This is a genomic window from Runella salmonicolor (genome assembly GCF_024158025.1).
Lineage (GTDB): Bacteria > Bacteroidota > Bacteroidia > Cytophagales > Spirosomataceae > Runella > Runella salmonicolor.
Genome location: NZ_JAMZEL010000001.1, coordinates 1,360,645 through 1,378,513, shown reverse-complemented (window position 1 = coordinate 1,378,513; position 17,869 = coordinate 1,360,645). Strand labels below are relative to the sequence as shown.

Below are 17,869 nucleotides of genomic sequence, written 5' to 3'. Positions count from 1 at the left end.
TATGTCCAATTACAAAGAGCAAATCAAGCATGTGCCGCATTCCAAAGGCAATGCCTTAGAGTTTATCCACCGTTATCTTGCTGAGCACGACGTACGCGATAAGCGGGTGATAGATGTATCTGCGGGCTCGGGATATGTGGCAAATCTGTGGCATAATGCAGGGGCAAAGGTCAAGCCTTTTGATAAGCATCCTGATATTCTCAAGAGCGATTCGTTGATTTGTTCGCCTATCGATTTGGACAAAACATTGCCTATCGAGTCAAATTCGGCCGATTATGTGTTGTTGATGGAAACCATTGAGCACATTCCTAATCAAACATTTCTGTTGCAAGAAATCGCCCGCATTCTTAAACCCAACGGGCTGCTGATTATTACAAAACCTAACAATAGCAGTCTGAGTGGGCGCATGGCTAACCTTTTGGTGGAAGCTGAGCGGAGTGACATGTTTTTGTCGAACGAAGCCGAAGTCATTGGCTATGATGATGCGCACCTTTACAACGGCCGGGTATACCTCTGCAATGTACAGCGGCTGCGGTCTATGGCGGGTTTGGCAGGTTTGCGTTTTCAGAAAGTATATCCCAATCAATTAAGTATCAGCTCATTGGTTTGGTATTTATTCTTGGGCTTATTCCTACATTTACGTTCGTTTTTGACATCTCAAAAACTATCTGGTAAGACTACTAACCCACAGGAAAAGAAGATTCTTCGGGAGCAGCACTTGCTTAATACCAATCAAACGGTGCTGCTCCACAAACATTTGTGCATTACTTTCAGAAAAGAGTAAACGCCTTAAATACCCATTCTGGCTAAGTCGGTAGTTAAAATAGGGTGATAACGATTGACCTTGGCTAGTGAATCGGCTGCTTTACTGTGGCTCGCAAGGCCGCAATGCGCGATAAAATGAGGTTCATCAAAATAAAAGGATAGGGGGCAAATTTATAAATCCGATAGCTACGGACTTGAACACAATCCAGCCGTTCTACTTCTTTGTTATCCATAAAAGGAAATTAATCTACTAAAAAATGCCCCCTAAACGAAGTCTTCGTATCCGCTTTTGATGATGGTCGAAATCATTTTAAAACGTTCGCTTGCCTTGATGGTATTGCGGGTGTGGGCAGGTACGATGATGGACTGACCCGTAGCCAGCAAATGAGAGGTGCCATCAATGATTACTTCTGCTTTCCCGTCAATCACCTGAATGAAGGTATCGAAAGGCGAAATCTTTTCCGCCAATGCCTCTCCAGAATCAAATGAAACAACACTTACATTACCCGTGGTTTTTTTTAGAATGGTTTTGATGACAATGGAATTAGGGACATATTCGATGATTTCAAGTATGATAAATACCCTCGATTTTTCCACTTCTGAATTTTCCAATTGTAACTGATGTTGAGATGAAACCGAAGAAAAAAGCGGTATTTTAAGGATTCGTTTAAGACGGCTAGCCCGCTTTCGATGGGTAAGATTTATGCCTTCTCCGTTTGCCCTTTTTTGATGATGTTAATGACCTCTTCGCGTTTTTTATTCAATCGAAGTTCTACTCGTTTAATCAGTTCGCTTTCTTTGCCTGGCTCAAATTTCAGGTCGGCGTCGGTAAGCTGGGCAAATTTATCTTTTAGCAGTCGTGCCATTGAATCCCAATTTCCAGTGATTTTAAATGTTTCCGCGTCTTTTGTTTGTGGTGTGGCCATGGTGTTCGGTTTAATGAAGTGATTGGATTGTCACATAACAAAGGTCAGGAAAATTTAAGGCTGAAGCGTTATAGATGTATGTTCCAATCTTACACAAATCACATGTTCTCTAAATTGTCTTTACGCCTCTGTTTCAGTTGTTTGTAAAAAGAAGGTGAAAGGCCAGTAACCTTCTTAAACTGGTTGGAGAGGTGCGCTACGCTGCTGTAATGAAGTTTATAAGCAATCTCGGTGAGATTGAGTTCATCGTATAGCAGCAGTTCTTTGACCCGCTCAATTTTATGAATAATGATAAATTGCTGGAGCGTAATGCCTTTCACTTCGGAGAAAATATTGGAAAGGTAGGTATAATCATAACCCATTTTTTCGCTGATATAATCAGAATAATTTACTTTGGGTAATTCATCAGAATAATGAATCATTTCCGTAATCACAATTTTTATCTTTTCAATCAGGATGCTTTTTCGGTCGTCGAGCAATTCTAGCCCCGATTTTAGAAGGTTGATTTTGAGTTTCTCGCGTTGTAGTGAGGAAATTTCCCCCAAAATATCCACCATCCCCAAGTCTACCGTCACGTACCGTACGCCTAGTTTTTTTAGCTCTTCTTTCACCATCATCTTGCATCGCAGGCTGACCATGTACTTGATATATAGTTTCATACATTTAAATAGATAAACAGCCCGAGTATTGGCAAAATCACTGCGCTTATGCTGGTTTTAAGCGCAGTGGAATCGTCTTTGATTATCAAGAAAATGCATCTCTGAAACAATAAATGACCCGCGAAGCCAGTAGAAAGCCCACGTTTTTAGAGGTCAAACAGCGTTAAGCCGAGAAATGAAGGGTTTAAGCGTAATGTTAGTTAACGTTTAATCAATGTAGTTAATTCACCGAGAATAAAAAAATAATCCAACCTGATTTGCCTAAATCTTTCTTTGGGTGGCTTTTAACCCACTCACCATAGAAATGGATTTCTGGGTATACCGCTTAGCGACAGCTGACAATCAGCTGCCGCTAAGCGGTTGGAGGGTGGCGAGGCCTTTGAAATATCTGAGCTAATGTTTCTTTGATTACATTTTTCGGAGGGCTGCGATTTAGGAATGAACTAGGCGAGGCATAGGCCGCAGCATAATGTCCAAATCCATCTGGTTTTCATTGGAAGCAATCTCTGCCTGCAAGCGTAAATTCTGAACAATCGCAATCATGGCATTGTCTTCTTGGGCCTGCTCACTAAAACTCAGTTGGCTGTATTTTTTTTGGCGGTTAGGTTCCCAAAAAAACAATTCGGTCTTGGCATCATAAATACCAATCGGAACTCCTCGGCGGTGGCGGGAGAGTTTTTTTAGGGCGTCTTCGGCCTCGGCACGGGTGTTGAAAGTAAGATGCTGGTGGTGCTTTTTGAGCGTATATAAAACTGAAAAACGGTTCATGTCAGTGGAAATTTTAAATGAAGTGTACAACAACCCAACGGTGAGTTGTTTGAAGTAGGATGCCTGTTTTGAAGGCGGTTTTTAGTTGAATGAATGAGTGCTCAGCGAGCCTTAAATGTTAATTGAAATGAGAATCAACGCCTAACGGCAAAGCTGAGAAGTTGGATAAAACTTAGAGATGGTATCTGCCTCTGATTAGTGCTTTAGTGGGTGATTTGCCGTTCTATCAAAAGATGGGCAAAAGAGGTAGATATGTATAAAAGAAAGATTTGCTTTCTAAATTCTGAGTAGATTTGTATTACAAATATAAAATAAATGTTTTGTTATCCAAGTGTATAGACATTTTTTTTGGATAAAAAGTTTCTTTTAATGCGTTTATGACAAACTCCTAAAGTATAATTATTTGAAGAATATTTTGTTTGTGGGTTTTCAAAAAATACCCTACAAACAAAAACCCCAACGTATTGGGCGTTGGGGTTTTTGTTTCTTTATTCAATAAAATCGCCCTATCGTCGGGCTTTCTACAATCTTCTTTCGGACTTCGAGGGCATTGATTGCTCCCTGTTTGGTATAAATAACTTTGCCGCCAGGCTCAATGATGAGGGTATAAGGCAAGGCTCCTTGCCATTTTGGGTCAACGATTTCGATAAATTGATACACGTCCATGCCGTCCAAAATATAATTAAGGTTGGAGGCTTGTTTGGCTTTGAGGAATTTTAGGGCTTTTTCGCGTTGGGCGGGTTTGTCGGTGGTGATGCTGACAAACTCAAAATCGCGCCCTCGGTACATGCGGTTCATGGTCACAAACTCAGGAAATTCTACCACACAAGGCCCGCACCAAGTGGCCCAAACGTTGATGACGCGGAGTTTGTCGGTGTCGTTTTTTAATAGTTTACGTAGCCCGTCGGGGTTGATGGTTTCGAGTTTTACTTCTTCTTTGGCCCATTCCGCTTTGCCCCGTTCAATCCAATCCGATTTTTCTTTCCATTTGACGGAGCAGCCAAATGATTTGGTTTTAGGGACTGCCACGGGCTTTCCGGCGAGTAAGGCTTCCACGGCGTCGCGGGCATTATTGACCTTGGGGGTTTCGGTGGGTTTCTCCACGTCGTCAAAACGACCCGTGTATTGTAGCTTACGATTTTGGTCAAAAATGAAAACGTGAGGAGTAGCCACGGCGCCGTAGGCTAAGGATGTAATCTGCGTAGCACCGTCGTAGAGGTAAGGGAAATTAAATTTTTTGTCTTTGTACCGAATCTTCATCTCTTCAAATGTGTCGCTCAAATCGGTGTACCCCAGCTCGTCCAAACGCACCGCCGACGGGTCGTTGGTGGAGATAGCTACCACTTGTACACCTTGGGCTTTATAGTCGTTGGTGAGGCGAATAATGCGGTCTTCGTAGGCTTGTGCGGTAGGGCAATGATTGCAAGTAAAAACAACAACCAGCACTTTCGCCTTGCTGAAACTCGCCAAACTGTACGTTTTTCCGTCGGTGCCCGGGAGCTTAAAATCGGGAGCTTGCGCGCCAATCTCCAGCGTTTTTGGGTCGATGGCATACGCGCTCAGCGTAGCCCATACGACTGATAAAAGAAAAAAGAATGTCGTTTTCATCGCATTTTTTGGGTTTACTGATTGATTTACAAGATTTGCTCATTGCTGAAGATAGAAGTCAGACGCAAGAGGTATGATGTTAGAGTGACTAACCTTGAATTTTACACCAGACCTCTCTTCGGCACTATTCGTCAACGATTAATCATCAATGGATTGGTAAATGATTTGCCGAAACAGATTATTGAGATTATCACCGCTGCTTTGGGTTTGTTTCATGATTACACCAATGATTTTTTCTTTGGGGTCCGCAAAATAGTTGGTATTGAAATATCCGCCCCATTCAAAGGTGCCTTCGCTGCCTTTAGCTCCTTTTTCAGCCCCCGCTTTGTTTAGCAATCCAAACGCCAATCCGTAAGAAGAGTTGGCTTTGTCGCCGCCCAATAGTTCGCCTACCTGATTGCTGAGAATGGTTTCGATGGTTTTACGACTTAAAAAACGTTTGCCACTCACTTCGCCACCGTTGAGATACATCAGCAAAAAAGTCGCGTAATCTTTGGCGGTACTCGATAATCCTGCCCCACCCGAAAAGAAAGCCTTCGCGCCTTTGACGGGGTATTCGGTGTCGTAAAATGTGTTTGGATACCTCACCCATTGGCCATTTTGGGGTTTTTGAATAGACACTAAACGAGATGCTTTGGCTTCTGGCAAATAAAAATAGGTGTCATTCATGCCCAATGGGTCAAACAATCTTTTGCGCAAAAACTCATCAAAAGGCATTCCCGACATGATTTCGATAAAATACCCCAGCACGTCTAAACCTTCTGAGTAAACGTATTTTTCACCTGGATGATGGTGCAAAGGCAGTTTTGCGAGTTTCTTGATGTTGTCGCCGATTTTGACGGGTTGGGTCGTAAACAAATCTACGATACCTGCTTTGTGATACATGGCCCTGAACCGCTCATCGCCGTCAATGACGCCGTAGCCAAGCCCAGAGGTGTGGGTCAGCAAATGACGAATCGTGATTTCAGACTTGACGGGTTCGGTGGTGTAGGTACTATCCAAAAACTTAAAACTTTTCAGCACCGTCTGATTCTTAAATTCAGGAATGTATTTGGAAATCGGGTCGTCCAATTGAAATTTCCCTTCTTCCCAGAGCATCATCACGGCGGTAGAAGTGATGGCTTTGGTCATGGAAGCGATTCGAAAAATATCGTCGCGCTTAAGCGAACGGTTGGATTCATTGTCGGCCATGCCGAAGGCTTTATGGTAAACAATCTTGCCGTTGCGAACCACAATCGCAGCCACGCCTGGCACCGCTCCTTGCGTGACGGCATTTTGCAAAACACCATCCATACGGCTGAGGCGCTCTGCGGATATACCCACGGTTTCGGGGGCTGCATCGCCCAAGGTGGGCGAGTTTTTGATGGATTTTGTTTGAGCAGTGGCCTGCGCAAAACCAATAAAAAGAAAAGGAAGAAAGAGTAAAGGGGACTTCATAGTGAATACTGGATAGTTACAACACTATCAAGCAATTAGCGGCCAAATTTTACTGATTATGTGGATAAAAGTAGGCGTAGTGTGGATAACTATGCAAAACAAAAGAGGCGTGTGTTTCACGCCTCTTTTGTGACATCGTGGGGGGCAGACGTGAAGCCTGCCCCTACAAATATTTACTAATACTTAGCGGGTTGCCCCGGTTTAGGCAAAGATTGTTTGATAAACTGACGAATGTCTTCGTTGCCCGTTTGAAGGTCTTCCTTGCGGAGGTACATCATGTGGCCGCTGCGGTAGCCTTTCCAGCTCATGCGGTCTTTAAGTTTGCCGCTTGGGTCCATTTGCCACATATTATACTTGGCGTTGAAGTAATCGCAAGCCCCGTCATAATAGCCCGATTGTACCATCACGTGCAGGTATGGATTTTGAGCCATAGCCTGACGCAGGTTTTCGGCCGATTGGTCGCCGCTGCGGTCCCACGGATTCACGGGGCCAAACATGTAGTATTTCAAGTCCGTTTTGTAATTCAACTCATTGCGTAAATAGATGTTGATAGCGGGCGTGAAGGAATGTAGCCACGACGTCAGCTCCGAATTAAAATCTGGTCTATCGCCCACATCTTGCCGGTCGATTCCTTTATAACGTGAGTCCAACCGGCCAACGGTAAATCCTTTGTCGCGCAATAGTTCTTTCCAGAAATAACTCGTGGGTACGTCAAAATTACTCTGTAAAATCACTTTTTCGGAAATGCCCGAATACCGCGCCATTTTGGCGGCAATCTCTTTTCGTTTGGCATCTTCCAAAAATCCACCTTTGCTAATGGCTGGAAGCAACTCATTGATGGTGAAGTTTTCCACTTCGGGCAGCATGTCGGTCAAATCTTTTTGCTGCAAATCAGGACTCAATGCTTTGTGGTACCAAGCGGTAGCGGCATAATACGGCAGCCGCAGTGCGGATTCTGACACCTCGCCGCGTTCGATGCCGAGCGTGGTAGGAGAGACCAGAATCACCCCGTTGAGGTACATCCATTGCGAGCTTTGGAGTTCGAGTGCCAACCCAGATACGCGCGTGGTGCCGTAGCTTTCGCCGATGAGGTATTTGGGCGATGCCCAGCGGTTGTTGCGGGTTACGAAAGTCCCAATCCATTCGGCGAGATACTTAATGTCGGCACGAACGCCAAAGAATTTTGAGCCGGGAACGTCTTTGCTCGTAGGCCGTGAATAACCAGTGTTGACCGGGTTTACGAATACAATATCTGCCACATCCAGAATAGAATAAGGGTTTTCTTTGATGCCGTAAGGTTGGACGGGGTAGCCTTCATCGTCGATATTAAGCAATCTCGGGCCAGTGTACGCAATGTGCATCCAAACGGCCGCTGAACCGGGGCCGCCATTGAACGAAATGACCAAAGGACGCGTGGTGCGGTCTTTGACGTCAGACCTTTCGTAGAAGGTATAAAACAAACCCGCAATGGCTTTGCCGTCTTCGTCCCACACGGGCATGGTGCCAGTGGTGGCTCGGTAAGGAATTTTTTGGCCCTTGATGGTCGTCTCGTGGTCGGTGGCCACGAAAGAATCGGGGTTGAACGTAAGGTTATTAGATGATTTTTCTTCTTTGGCAGGGGCTGTGGCTGTAGTATTGGTGGGAGCCGGGGCCGAAGGGCGTTGTTGGGCGTTAGTAAGAATACAGCTGCCAGAGAAAACAATGGCCAGGAGTAACGGGTTTTTCATACAGGAATTTAGTTTTGAAGTGAATTTTTCAGTGGAAATAAGGTGTTATAAAATGGAACGGTTTGGACTTAGCGCATTAGTGATGCAATAATACGAACATTTATCATTTTCTTCTTTTATGCAAGTATACGACGTATTGATTATAGGCGCAGGACCGTGCGGATTGGCCGTAGGAATTGAGGCCGCAAAAGCAGGATTGAGCCACCTCATTTTAGAAAAAGGTAGCATTACGGAGTCTATCAGGCGCTACCCCAAACGGATGCGCTTTTTCTCGACCGCCGAAAATATTGAAATCGGAGGGATTCCCTTTCCCATTTCTGAATTAAAAGCCAACCGCAGTGAAGCTTTACAATATTACCGTAAGGTTGCGGGGTATTATCACCTCAATTTTAAACTTTTTACGGAAGTTACACAAGTAGTAAAACAAGATGATTTGTTTGAAGTGCAAACTGCCAAGGGTGAAGCCTATCATGCCCGTAAAGTAATTATTGCGACTGGCTATTTTGATTTTCCGCGTCATTTGGGAATTCCTGGGGAAAATTTGCCGCACGTTACTCCTTATTATGACGAACCTTTCTTATATTCGTTCTCCAAAGTTGTTATTGTAGGTGCGGCCAATTCGGCAGTGGAGGCGGCCCTAGAATTGTACCGTCATGATGTCGACGTCACAATTGTTCATCGGGGAGAGGATTTTCGCCCAACGGTCAAATATTGGCTTGTTCCAGATGTAAAAAATCGTGTACGGGAAGGTAAAATCAAAACGCGGTTTAATAGCCTCACCACGGCTATTGAACCCAAGCGCGTTCAAATCGAAAATGTTGAGACGGGAGAATCCGAATGGATTGATGCTGATTTTGTTTTGATGTTGATTGGTTATGTCCCAGATGGAGCTTTGTTACAACGTTGTGGTATAGAACTAACCCAGCCGAGCATGGTGCCCGTTTATGACCCCGAAACGTTTGAAACCAATGTGGCCGGTCTTTATTTGTGCGGTACGGTGGTGGCGGGAATCCATACCGAAAAAGTATTCATTGAGAATGGTAGAGAACACGCAGCGGCCATTATTGACCACATTGCGGGACGTAAAATCCGTCAGGTAAAAGAATTGATTGAAAGAATATAAGTTAAGTTTATTTGTTTGCAACAACACCCCTATTAGTCAGTAACAGGAAAAGCCGGATATTATTTATCCGGCTTTTCCTGTTATAATTGTTGTTATATTTTATCCTAGAAAGTTTTCTACCAGCTCTTCCGCTTTCGCTAGAGCGGCTTCAAGGTTATCGTTGACCAAAATTACGTCAAAACGGTCTTGAAATGACATTTCAAATTTTACTTTAAAGAGCCGCTTAGAAAGACTGTCTTCGGTTTCGGTGCCGCGCATCATGAGGCGTTGTTTGATTGCGTCTTCGCTGGGAGCTTTTACAAAAATGGCAAGGGCACGTTCTCCAAAGTATTCTTTGAGTTTGAGGCCTCCTTTTACATCTACGTCAAAAATGACGTGTTTTCCTGCGGCCCACAAACGCTCAATTTCTGATTTTAAGGTTCCGTAATACCCGCCTGGATACACTTCTTCCCATTCCACAAACTCATTGTTATCAATGCGTTGTTTGAAATCGTCGGGTGTAAGAAAGTAATAATCTTTTCCGTGTACTTCATTCCTGCCGCGGCGGTCGCGGGTGCAGGCCGAAATCGAAAAACCCAGATTGTTGTACTTGGAGAGTAAGTGTCGTACGATGGTCGTTTTACCAGAACCAGACGGAGCAGAGAAGATGATGAGCTTTCCTTCCAAAACTTAGGCGGTGATGTTTAATTTTGCTTTGATTGCCTGTACGAGATTATCGGGGCAGAGTCGTTTGTCGACCTTCGCCTGAAGGGATTCTTTGACACACTTTTCGAGGTGGTACATTTTGATGCAGTGAAGGCAATCATCCATGTTTACCCTGAAGTGTTCCTTCTCGGCTTCTGAAGCTTCTCCATCCAAAACAGCCTGAATTTTTTTCAGACACTCTGCGTGGTGTTCGCAGTACTGTTTTTGAGGCTTCCTCGTTTCATTGTTCTCACTGGCGGAGGCTGACGAATGCATATCCAATAACATTGCAAAGGTTCAATTTTTTCTTTGAATCTTACTATTAAGTTGTCTTTACTTAGAATGAATTTTCATCAAAAAAAGTTCAAAGACATAGCTTGAAAAAATTGGATATTACTCAATGCCATCCTTAAATCAATCCTCGTCGGTGTCGTACCCCATGGAGGAAGCGTACACTTTGAGTTTGTCTTTAAGGAGATTCCGTGCGCGGTGCAAACGAGAACGAACAGTACCGATCGGAATATCCAGAATCTTAGCCATTTCTTCGTACGTAAATCCTTCAATGTCGCAAAGGATAATGACGGTACGAAAATCGACGGGCAATGAGTTGAGCGCAGTGGCTACTTCATCGCCAATCATGTCTTGAACAGTTTCGACGCGTAAGTCGGTAGTGTGGTCGACTTCGGCAGCTTCTTCCGAGTTGTAGGTTGTTTCTACTTCTTGGTAATCTACCTTCGACGGCTCTTTGCTCCGCTTACGATAATCATTAATAAAACTGTTTTTCAGGATTCTGAACAACCACGCTTTTGCATTAGTTCCCCGCTCAAAGGAAGAAATAAAACGGAAAGCTTTTAAATAGGTATCTTGGACGAGGTCGTTGGCGTCATCTTCGTCCATTGTTAGCCTAAAGGCAAAGTTATACATGGAGTTTATGTGGGGCATAAACTCACGATTGAATATATCGTTCTTCTCAGCGTCGTTGTAAGACGTTTCTGAGGAGGCTAGGGGTATTTCTTCGATTTCTTCTGACATAATGACTGACATGGCTGCCGTAAATTTACGAATTTTAGCAAACGACCCACCTTCCGCGCAACTCTTCTTTCACCAATCAACAAAAACCCCTCATGAAAGGTTATTTTTTTAGGATTAGCTGTAGAACAACTTGCCCATAATTAGCTGATATAATATACGACAAAAATTATTCCAACGAAAATAAATAATTCGATTTTTAGACAAAATGTCAGAAGTGAGGATGTTTTTTCACCTAACGGGAAAAAAGTTGCGTGAGCAAAATGGTCAGGGTAGTAAACAAAATACTGCAAACTATCTTTAAGAGGGTGTAAGGCAGTAAGCTGAGGCTACCCGCTTCGACAAAGAACAAAAGTAGATGATGAACCGAAACCAGTATGAGGGTATAAGACAAAAAGGCAGGGAGGCCAAGCCCCTTCAATGAAAGCTCTAAGCGCCCTTCTGAGAGTTTTTGAGCAAACTGATAGCGAATGATAATCGGGCGTAGATAGGCCACAAAAACGGCAGTGGCCGCATGGAGGCCGAGGGTATTATCAAACGAATCAACAGCTACACCCGTTGCAAAACCGATGAGTAGCAGGCCCGTTAGGTTAATTTCTTGCGGTAAAAACAGGATGGCGCCTATGTAAATAAAACAAAATGCATAGTCAAACAATACCAAGTGACGGGCTACAAATATATGCAGCAGCACGTACACTAACCATCTTAAGGCACTGCGGGCTATTTCGTTTGGATTCATTTACGTTTATTAATAAGGCTTTCCTGAAGGGATTGTTGTTGATCCGAAAGCTTGTTATCTACCAAATATACATAGGAGACTTTGGAGAAGTCGGTCGCTAGTTGCAAGTCAATCTCAAAAAATGCCTGGTCGGGAGCCACTTTAAAGCTTTTTACATATCCTACGGGCACGCCGGGCGGAAACACGGCGTTATAGTCAGATGTGACGGCGGTATCTCCTTTGCTGATGGGTTTGTAGCGTGAAATATCCTTTAACTGGATGATGGAAGGGTTACTATTGTTTTCCCATTCAGCGTTTCCATTTTCACCACTTCTCAGGAGTTTTGTTGAAATCATGTATTGCGAATGCAAAATGGACGTAATGACCGAAAAATGTTCGTTACAAGATTTTACTTTTCCTACAACACCCGTCGATGAAATCACCCCCATACCTACTTTAACACCGTCGGCGTAACCTTTGTCGATGGTCAGGTAATTGTCGGCGCGGTGGGTGCTGTTGTCGATTACTTTGGCAATCGTCACAAACTTATATCGGGAAGCAAAGGCTGAATCGGCTTTATAGCCCACGGGAGCATTGCTGGGATGTAGCTGTTGCATTGCCGTTACGCGTTCATTTAAACGTCGGTTTTCCTCGGCCAATGCCTCGTTTACTTGCCGGAGGTTGGTGTATTCTCGTAAGGTATTTGAAGCCTCTAACGCCCTTGCATTTAGTGAGTTAGCGGTGTTGAAGTATTCTACACTCCAATAGTTATTGTTATTGACGAGCAACCAAAAACTAAACACCTCAAGCAAAACAAAGAGGATAAAGTTTCGATTACGGGCAATAAACTCAAAGAGTTGAAGCATTGAGGTAGGAGTGACAACGGGAGCGAGGAGTGAGAAGGGAACTAAAACTCACCGCGGCGGCGGCCGCTTCTCACCGCAGCGGCGGCCGCGCCTCGCTGCTCGCTACTATTGAATTAATACCGACTTATACAATTCTAGGTTTTTCAGGATTTCACCCGTACCCTTCACAACGGCCTTGAGGGGGTCGTCGGCGACGTGGATTGGCAGCTTTGTTTTAGTGGCCAATCGTTTGTCGAGACCGTGCAAAAGCGCACCGCCGCCAGTCAAGTGAATACCATTGGTGTAAATATCGGCCGAAAGTTCTGGAGGGGAAATTTCAAGGGCTTTCATCACAGCTTCTTCGATTTTGGAAATCGATTTATCCAACGCATACGCAATTTCGCTGTACGTAACTTTGATTTCTTTCGGAATACCAGTCATCAAATCGCGGCCCCGAATTTCAAAATCTGCTGGAGGATTGTCTAGTTCGGGTAAGGCCGAGCCTACTTCAATTTTGATTTGCTCCGCCGAACGCTCACCAATCAGCAGGTTGTGCTCACGGCGCATATAATCAACAATGTCTTTGGTAAAAACATCGCCAGCAATGCGAATGGATTGCTCACAAACAATACCTGAAAGGGCAATAACGGCAATTTCGGTTGTTCCACCGCCAATATCCACAATCATGGTACCGTTGGGCTGTGTAATATCGATACCGATACCAATTGACGCCGCAATGGGTTCGTGCACCATATAAACTTCCTTCGCGCCTGCGTGTTCTGCCGAGTCTTTTACAGCTCGTTTTTCTACTTCTGTAATACCCGATGGAATACAAATAACCATTCGGTGTGAAGGCGTGAAGAAGCGATTGTTGGGCGTAATCATTTTGATCATCCCACGAATCATTAATTCCGCAGCGGTAAAGTCGGCAATAACACCGTCTTTTAACGGGCGTATGGTTTTTATATTTTCATTGGTCTTTTCGTGCATTTGCATTGCTTTGTGACCAATCGCCAACACCTTCCCGTTATTCTTGTCCAAAGCAATGATAGATGGCTCATCCACAACGATTTTGTCTTTGTGAATAATCAGCGTGTTCGCTGTTCCTAAATCTATTGCAATCTCGCTCGTTAAAAAATCAAATAATGCCATGTTGTTTGCTTTCGCAGATTGACTAAAATTTAATGAGCCGCAAAATTAAAGGATTTTATCGGCTTTTTGACAGAATACAAAGCAAGTATTTTTTTGATTAAAGCCTTGAAAATGAGTCGAAGGTTTTACACCCTTTGACAAAATACGCCCAAATGATGCTCTTAGAAGAGATTGGGAGTGTTTGATGGCCTTTTGTTTGGGCGATTTTCTGCTGAATTCGACGGCGTTTTTGGGGAAGTTCACCCAAAATCCACCTATAAAATGCAAAATGAGCTCTTACAATGGCCCATATATCTCGCCATTGACCATGCGGTAAATAACGAATTGACGAAACCCCATCTAAAATAAGCCTCAAAAAGAGAATAAGCCAGGTTCGATGGGCTGGCAAATTCTTATAAAGCATGGCCAAGCTGTTGCGATAATTGAGGAAGGTCTTGAAAGGGCTTGTAGGAGGAAGGGTGCCGCCACCTACGTGATAAACCACCGATTGCGGACAACAATATACGTGATAGCCTGCCGAATGCAGCCGCCAACAAAGGTCAATTTCTTCCATGTGGGCAAAAAAATCTTCGTCAAATCCGCCCATTTCGTGGAAAAGCTTGGACCGAATCGCCAAAGCCGCACCCGACGCCCAGAAGATAGGGACAGTGGTGTCGTACTGACCCGTGTCAGTCTCGTTGTGGTAAAATATACGGCCGCGACAGTACGTGTACCCCAGCCAGTCGATATAGCCTCCTGCGGCCCCTGCGTACTCAAATTGCGTTTTGTCATGGTGGGCCAACAGTTTGGGTTGGCAGGCCGCAATTTGAGGATTTTGGTCCAGCAGATTGACGATGGGAGTGAGCCAGTGAGGTGTGACTTCCACATCAGAATTGAGAAGGATATAATACTCAGCAGAGATGTTTTTCAGGGCGCGATTGTAGCCGCCTGCATATCCGTAGTTTTTGGGTAAAATAACCGTTTTTACGGTCGGAAAATTTTGTTCAACCCAATCCACCGAACCATCGGTAGAGGCGCTGTCGGCAACATAAATCGCGGCGGATTCGGTATATTTAACAACAGACGGGAGAAACTTCTCCAAGAAGTTTCTCCCGTTATAATTAAGAATGACGAGGGCTACTTTGTCGATTGGCATTTACTTCATAAACTTACTCAAATCCAATCCCGGGATATTGGGCAAAACGCCTTCCGTAGATTGCTGAATGTGAACTTTGATTTGGTCCTCGATATTTTCTAAAGCCCGATTAATGGCCGCAGTAATCAAATCCTGCAACATTTCGCGGTCTTCTGGCTTCATCAAATCGGGGTCGATGCTAAGGCTTACGACTTGTTTGCGCCCGTTGACCGTTGCTTTTACGAGACCCGCGCCTGTTTCGGCCGACTCGGTCAGTTGCCCAAGACCTTCTTGGGCCTCTTTCATTTTGGCTTGGAATTCTTTGACCTTTCCAAGCATTCCCATCATATCTCCAAACATAACTTTTGGGGGCTAAAACGTGTAATTTTTAGGGCGCAAAGATACATAAAAATAACAGCAGGCAATCAATTGTGTACAAAGATACAACGATTGATTGCCTGCTGTTGGAATGTAATCAGTAAGGATTATTTCTCGCCTTCTTTCTGCTCAGGCTTATCAAGCACATACTGACTTTCGGTCTGGCTGTCGCGGGCGGCGGCCTGAGGGGCATTGTCCTGAGCGTATTTTTCATAGTTCAGTTCTTTCTCCTCAACGGCAGTAGTGACTGGCTCCAGAACTGCTTCGGCGTTTTTCTCCACCGTAATCTTAACCGCGTCAACGGCGGCTTGCGTACGGAGGTAGTACATTCCAGTTTTGAGTCCTTTTTTCCACGCATAAAAGTGCATGGAAGTCAGTTTGCCGTAGTTGGCATTGTCCATGAAAATATTGAGCGACTGCGACTGGCAGATGTACGCACCTCGGTCGGCGGCCATATCTACGATGGTCTTTTGTTTGATTTCCCAAGCAGTTTTATACAGTTCTTTGAGGTTGGCAGGTACTTCTTCGATTTTCTGTACCGAACCGTTGTGGGCCATGAGTTTGTTTTTCATGGAATCGTTCCACAAACCTTCTTTTACGAGGTCTTTCAAAAGGTATTTGTTGACGACGATAAATTCTCCCGACAATACCCGACGAACGTAAAGGTTGGAGGTAAATGGCTCAAAACACTCGTTGTTGCCTAAGATTTGGCTGGTTGAAGCCGTTGGCATTGGAGCCAAAAGCAGCGAGTTGCGTACGCCAAATTTAACCACCTCTTTGCGCAATTTATCCCAATTCCAGCGTCCGCTTTTTGGCGTTACATTCCACATATCAAACTGAAAAATACCCTGCGAAATCGGCGAACCTTTCCACGTTTCGTACGGCCCCTGCGTTTTGGCCAATTCCATAGAGGCCACTAGGGCACCGTGGTAGATGGTTTCGTGAATGTCTTCGTTGAGGCGACGCGCTTCTTCTGATTCGAAAGGCATACGCATCATCAAAAATGCATCGGCAAGACCCTGAATACCAATACCAATGGGGCGGTGGCGCTTGTTGCTACACTCGGCTTCTGGCACTGGATAGTAGTTGAGGTCAATGATTTTATTGAGGTTTTTCGTCACTACTTTTGTAATGTCGAACAACTTCTCGTGGTTGAAATGCAAAAATCCGTCTTCTCCCTGTTCCACAAATTTTGGCAACGAGATAGAGGCAAGGTTACACACTGCCACTTCGTCGGGAGAGGTATATTCCATGATTTCGGTACACAAGTTCGACGACTTGATGGTACCCAAATTCTTCTGGTTTGACTTACGGTTGGCGTGGTCTTTGTAAAGCATGTATGGCGTTCCCGTTTCGATTTGGGACTCCATAATAGCAAACCACAAATCTTGCGCTTTGATGGTTTTGCGGGCTTTGCCTTCACGTTCGTATTTTTCGTACAATTGCTCAAATTCGTCGCCATAAGTATCCGCTAATCCTGGGCACTCATGCGGGCAAAGCAACGACCATGTATCATTGGCTTCGACGCGCTTCATGAACAAGTCAGGAATCCACATGGCATAGAACAAATCGCGGGCGCGTAATTCTTCTTTTCCGTGGTTTCTCTTCAGGTCCAAAAACTCAAAAATATCGGCGTGCCAAGGTTCTAAATAAATAGCAAAAGAACCTTTACGTTTTCCACCCCCTTGGTCTACATAACGAGCCGTATCATTAAACACCCGGAGCATCGGCACAATACCGTTTGAAGTACCATTGGTGCCTTTGATGTAGCTTCCCGTAGCGCGGATATTATGAATGCTCAAACCAATACCACCCGCCGACTGTGAAATCAACGCGCATTGTTTGAGGGTATCGTAAATGCCGTCGATGCTGTCGTCTTTCATGGTAAGTAAGAAGCAGCTCGACATCTGGGGCTTGGGAGTACCTGCGTTGAACAGGGTCGGGGTAGCGTGCGTAAACCAACGTTCCGAAAGGAGGTTGTAGGTTTCAATGACGGAGTCAATATCCTCCAAGTGAATCCCTACCGCTACCCGCATGAGCATGTGTTGAGGGCGTTCGGCAATCTTGCCGTTCACTTTCAACAGGTATGATTTTTCGAGGGTTTTGTACCCAAAATAATCGTAACCATAGTCGCGGTCGTAGATAATGGTCGAATCCAGTAAGGCGGCATGTTTACGAATAATATCGTGTGCTTCTTTTGAAATAAGCGATGCGTTTTCTCCCGTTTTTGGGTCTGTGTACGTATAAAGCTGCTTCATGGTCGCCGAAAATGATTTCAGCGTGTTTTTGTGAAGGTTTGAAATAGCAATACGGGCTGCCAGAATAGCGTAATCGGGGTGCTTAGTGGTCATAGAAGCAGCCGTTTCGGCGGCTAAAACATCCAACTGTGCGGTTGTGACGCCATCAAAGATGCCTCCTACTACTTTCTTGGCTACTTCAATCGGCTGAACATAAAGTGCGTCTAAGCCATAGCACAATTTTTCGATGCGAGAGGTGATTTTGTCAAACTTGACCGATTCCCGGCGGCCATCACGTTTTATAACATACATAGACTTAAGAAATTATATGGGGTTAGCGATACCTTAGTTTGTGTTCTTTCTGAAAAATATAGTGCTTTTTCGAGGGAGGCGATAGTTGTTTTCCACATTTCTCAAAATGTTAGGTAAAGTGTGCGAAAATACGAATCTTTCCCGGCTCTCCACAACTCGACTTATCTCGTAGGCCGAGGAGAAATTTGAAAAATATAATCGTTATGTTACATTAAGAAATCGTTAACAAATTTGCTCTTAGCGGGTTACGCTAAGCGCAGGGGCTTGGGGTTCGTTGAATATTTATACGAAAAATTTTTCGAATATTTTTACCCCAAACTTTTCAATCAAGAATCTGATAAATGGAAGATATGTTTACAATTGTAAACGAAAATTATATCCCTTCAA

Annotated in this window: 19 protein-coding genes; 2 read left to right on the top strand and 17 right to left on the bottom strand. The window is 44.4% G+C overall.

The genetic code is table 11. The features are described 5' to 3' along the window. The first annotated feature begins 1 nt into the window (after window position 1). A complete protein-coding gene (locus NCI00_RS05625) occupies window positions 2-784 on the top strand; it encodes a class I SAM-dependent methyltransferase (RefSeq protein WP_166556810.1) in 783 nt (260 codons plus the stop codon). Window positions 785-848: 64 nt separating this feature from the next. Here the strand turns inward: NCI00_RS05625 and NCI00_RS05620 are convergent, their stop codons facing one another. The 8 genes from NCI00_RS05620 to NCI00_RS05585 all read right to left on the bottom strand — a co-directional run bounded on the left by NCI00_RS05620 (window position 849) and on the right by NCI00_RS05585 (window position 7,890). Further along, window positions 849-998: a DUF1003 domain-containing protein gene (locus NCI00_RS05620; protein WP_253525884.1), complete on the bottom strand. Its 150-nt coding sequence runs from the start codon at window positions 996-998 to the stop codon at window positions 849-851. Window positions 999-1,029: 31 nt separating this feature from the next. Then, window positions 1,030-1,377 (bottom strand): cupin domain-containing protein, encoded by a 348-nt coding sequence (locus NCI00_RS05615; protein WP_253525882.1) that lies wholly within the window; start codon window positions 1,375-1,377, stop codon window positions 1,030-1,032. Between the two features lie 89 nt (window positions 1,378-1,466). Then, entirely contained in the window at window positions 1,467-1,691 is a 225-nt protein-coding gene (locus NCI00_RS05610; protein ID WP_114067607.1) for a hypothetical protein, read from the bottom strand. A gap of 98 nt (window positions 1,692-1,789) precedes the next feature. After that, window positions 1,790-2,350, bottom strand: a complete 561-nt coding sequence (locus tag NCI00_RS05605; protein ID WP_253525880.1) for a helix-turn-helix domain-containing protein — start codon at window positions 2,348-2,350, stop codon at window positions 1,790-1,792. 432 nt (window positions 2,351-2,782) lie between these two features. Further along, the gene (locus NCI00_RS05600; RefSeq protein WP_253525878.1) at window positions 2,783-3,118 is read right to left on the bottom strand and encodes a hypothetical protein; all 336 of its coding nucleotides are present in this window, start codon (window positions 3,116-3,118) and stop codon (window positions 2,783-2,785) included. A gap of 492 nt (window positions 3,119-3,610) precedes the next feature. Next, window positions 3,611-4,726 (bottom strand): redoxin domain-containing protein, encoded by a 1,116-nt coding sequence (locus NCI00_RS05595; RefSeq protein ID WP_253525876.1) that lies wholly within the window; start codon window positions 4,724-4,726, stop codon window positions 3,611-3,613. Window positions 4,727-4,864: 138 nt separating this feature from the next. Beyond that, window positions 4,865-6,163: a serine hydrolase domain-containing protein gene (locus NCI00_RS05590; RefSeq protein WP_253525873.1), complete on the bottom strand. Its 1,299-nt coding sequence runs from the start codon at window positions 6,161-6,163 to the stop codon at window positions 4,865-4,867. A 176-nt stretch (window positions 6,164-6,339) separates the two neighbouring features. Continuing rightward, a complete protein-coding gene (locus NCI00_RS05585; protein WP_253525871.1) occupies window positions 6,340-7,890 on the bottom strand; it encodes a S10 family peptidase in 1,551 nt (516 codons plus the stop codon). Between the two features lie 118 nt (window positions 7,891-8,008). Between NCI00_RS05585 and NCI00_RS05580 the strand changes: the two genes are divergently transcribed. Next, a complete protein-coding gene (locus NCI00_RS05580; protein ID WP_253525869.1) occupies window positions 8,009-9,013 on the top strand; it encodes a YpdA family putative bacillithiol disulfide reductase in 1,005 nt (334 codons plus the stop codon). 99 nt (window positions 9,014-9,112) lie between these two features. On the opposite strand, the gene gmk is transcribed toward NCI00_RS05580, so the two are convergent. From gmk to NCI00_RS05535, 9 genes are all read right to left on the bottom strand, one after another. After that, window positions 9,113-9,679 carry a guanylate kinase gene (gene gmk / locus NCI00_RS05575; RefSeq protein WP_253525867.1) on the bottom strand — a complete coding sequence of 189 codons (567 nt, stop codon included), beginning with the start codon at window positions 9,677-9,679 and terminating at the stop codon, window positions 9,113-9,115. 3 nt (window positions 9,680-9,682) lie between these two features. After that, window positions 9,683-9,973, bottom strand: coding sequence for a hypothetical protein (locus NCI00_RS05570; RefSeq protein ID WP_229598947.1), 291 nt, complete (start codon window positions 9,971-9,973; stop codon window positions 9,683-9,685). Between the two features lie 138 nt (window positions 9,974-10,111). Next, complete coding sequence (locus tag NCI00_RS05565) at window positions 10,112-10,741, bottom strand: sigma-70 family RNA polymerase sigma factor (RefSeq protein ID WP_114067598.1); 630 nt, start codon at window positions 10,739-10,741, stop codon at window positions 10,112-10,114. Between the two features lie 220 nt (window positions 10,742-10,961). Continuing rightward, a complete protein-coding gene (locus tag NCI00_RS05560; RefSeq protein WP_253525865.1) occupies window positions 10,962-11,465 on the bottom strand; it encodes a hypothetical protein in 504 nt (167 codons plus the stop codon). After that, on the bottom strand, window positions 11,462-12,310 hold the full coding sequence (mreC, locus tag NCI00_RS05555) for a rod shape-determining protein MreC (RefSeq protein WP_253525862.1): 849 nt from the start codon (window positions 12,308-12,310) through the stop codon (window positions 11,462-11,464). Before mreC ends, NCI00_RS05560 begins: the two co-directional genes overlap by 4 nt. 105 nt (window positions 12,311-12,415) lie before the next feature. Continuing rightward, window positions 12,416-13,441, bottom strand: a complete 1,026-nt coding sequence (locus tag NCI00_RS05550) for a rod shape-determining protein (protein ID WP_013926777.1) — start codon at window positions 13,439-13,441, stop codon at window positions 12,416-12,418. A 97-nt stretch (window positions 13,442-13,538) separates the two neighbouring features. Then, window positions 13,539-14,576, bottom strand: coding sequence for a glycosyltransferase family 2 protein (locus NCI00_RS05545; protein WP_253525860.1), 1,038 nt, complete (start codon window positions 14,574-14,576; stop codon window positions 13,539-13,541). After that, window positions 14,577-14,915 carry a YbaB/EbfC family nucleoid-associated protein gene (locus tag NCI00_RS05540; protein ID WP_253525857.1) on the bottom strand — a complete coding sequence of 113 codons (339 nt, stop codon included), beginning with the start codon at window positions 14,913-14,915 and terminating at the stop codon, window positions 14,577-14,579. It abuts the gene before it with no gap. Window positions 14,916-15,040: 125 nt separating this feature from the next. Further along, complete coding sequence (locus NCI00_RS05535; RefSeq protein ID WP_253525854.1) at window positions 15,041-17,482, bottom strand: ribonucleoside-diphosphate reductase subunit alpha; 2,442 nt, start codon at window positions 17,480-17,482, stop codon at window positions 15,041-15,043. Window positions 17,483-17,869 lie beyond the last annotated feature (387 nt).

What these genes read in the sequence shown, in the direction of transcription:
- NCI00_RS05625 (WP_166556810.1), top strand. Translation starts at nt 2, where the DNA reads ATGTCCAATTACAAAGAGCAAATCAAGCATGTGCCGCATTCCAAAGGC.
- NCI00_RS05620 (WP_253525884.1), bottom strand. Translation starts at nt 998, where the DNA reads ATGGATAACAAAGAAGTAGAACGGCTGGATTGTGTTCAAGTCCGTAGC.
- NCI00_RS05610 (WP_114067607.1), bottom strand. Translation starts at nt 1,691, where the DNA reads ATGGCCACACCACAAACAAAAGACGCGGAAACATTTAAAATCACTGGA.
- NCI00_RS05605 (WP_253525880.1), bottom strand. Translation starts at nt 2,350, where the DNA reads ATGAAACTATATATCAAGTACATGGTCAGCCTGCGATGCAAGATGATG.
- NCI00_RS05600 (WP_253525878.1), bottom strand. Translation starts at nt 3,118, where the DNA reads ATGAACCGTTTTTCAGTTTTATATACGCTCAAAAAGCACCACCAGCAT.
- NCI00_RS05595 (WP_253525876.1), bottom strand. Translation starts at nt 4,726, where the DNA reads ATGAAAACGACATTCTTTTTTCTTTTATCAGTCGTATGGGCTACGCTG.
- NCI00_RS05590 (WP_253525873.1), bottom strand. Translation starts at nt 6,163, where the DNA reads ATGAAGTCCCCTTTACTCTTTCTTCCTTTTCTTTTTATTGGTTTTGCG.
- NCI00_RS05585 (WP_253525871.1), bottom strand. Translation starts at nt 7,890, where the DNA reads ATGAAAAACCCGTTACTCCTGGCCATTGTTTTCTCTGGCAGCTGTATT.
- NCI00_RS05580 (WP_253525869.1), top strand. Translation starts at nt 8,009, where the DNA reads ATGCAAGTATACGACGTATTGATTATAGGCGCAGGACCGTGCGGATTG.
- NCI00_RS05570 (WP_229598947.1), bottom strand. Translation starts at nt 9,973, where the DNA reads ATGCATTCGTCAGCCTCCGCCAGTGAGAACAATGAAACGAGGAAGCCT.
- NCI00_RS05565 (WP_114067598.1), bottom strand. Translation starts at nt 10,741, where the DNA reads ATGTCAGTCATTATGTCAGAAGAAATCGAAGAAATACCCCTAGCCTCC.
- NCI00_RS05560 (WP_253525865.1), bottom strand. Translation starts at nt 11,465, where the DNA reads ATGAATCCAAACGAAATAGCCCGCAGTGCCTTAAGATGGTTAGTGTAC.
- mreC (WP_253525862.1), bottom strand. Translation starts at nt 12,310, where the DNA reads ATGCTTCAACTCTTTGAGTTTATTGCCCGTAATCGAAACTTTATCCTC.
- NCI00_RS05550 (WP_013926777.1), bottom strand. Translation starts at nt 13,441, where the DNA reads ATGGCATTATTTGATTTTTTAACGAGCGAGATTGCAATAGATTTAGGA.
- NCI00_RS05545 (WP_253525860.1), bottom strand. Translation starts at nt 14,576, where the DNA reads ATGCCAATCGACAAAGTAGCCCTCGTCATTCTTAATTATAACGGGAGA.
- NCI00_RS05540 (WP_253525857.1), bottom strand. Translation starts at nt 14,915, where the DNA reads ATGTTTGGAGATATGATGGGAATGCTTGGAAAGGTCAAAGAATTCCAA.
- NCI00_RS05535 (WP_253525854.1), bottom strand. Translation starts at nt 17,482, where the DNA reads ATGTATGTTATAAAACGTGATGGCCGCCGGGAATCGGTCAAGTTTGAC.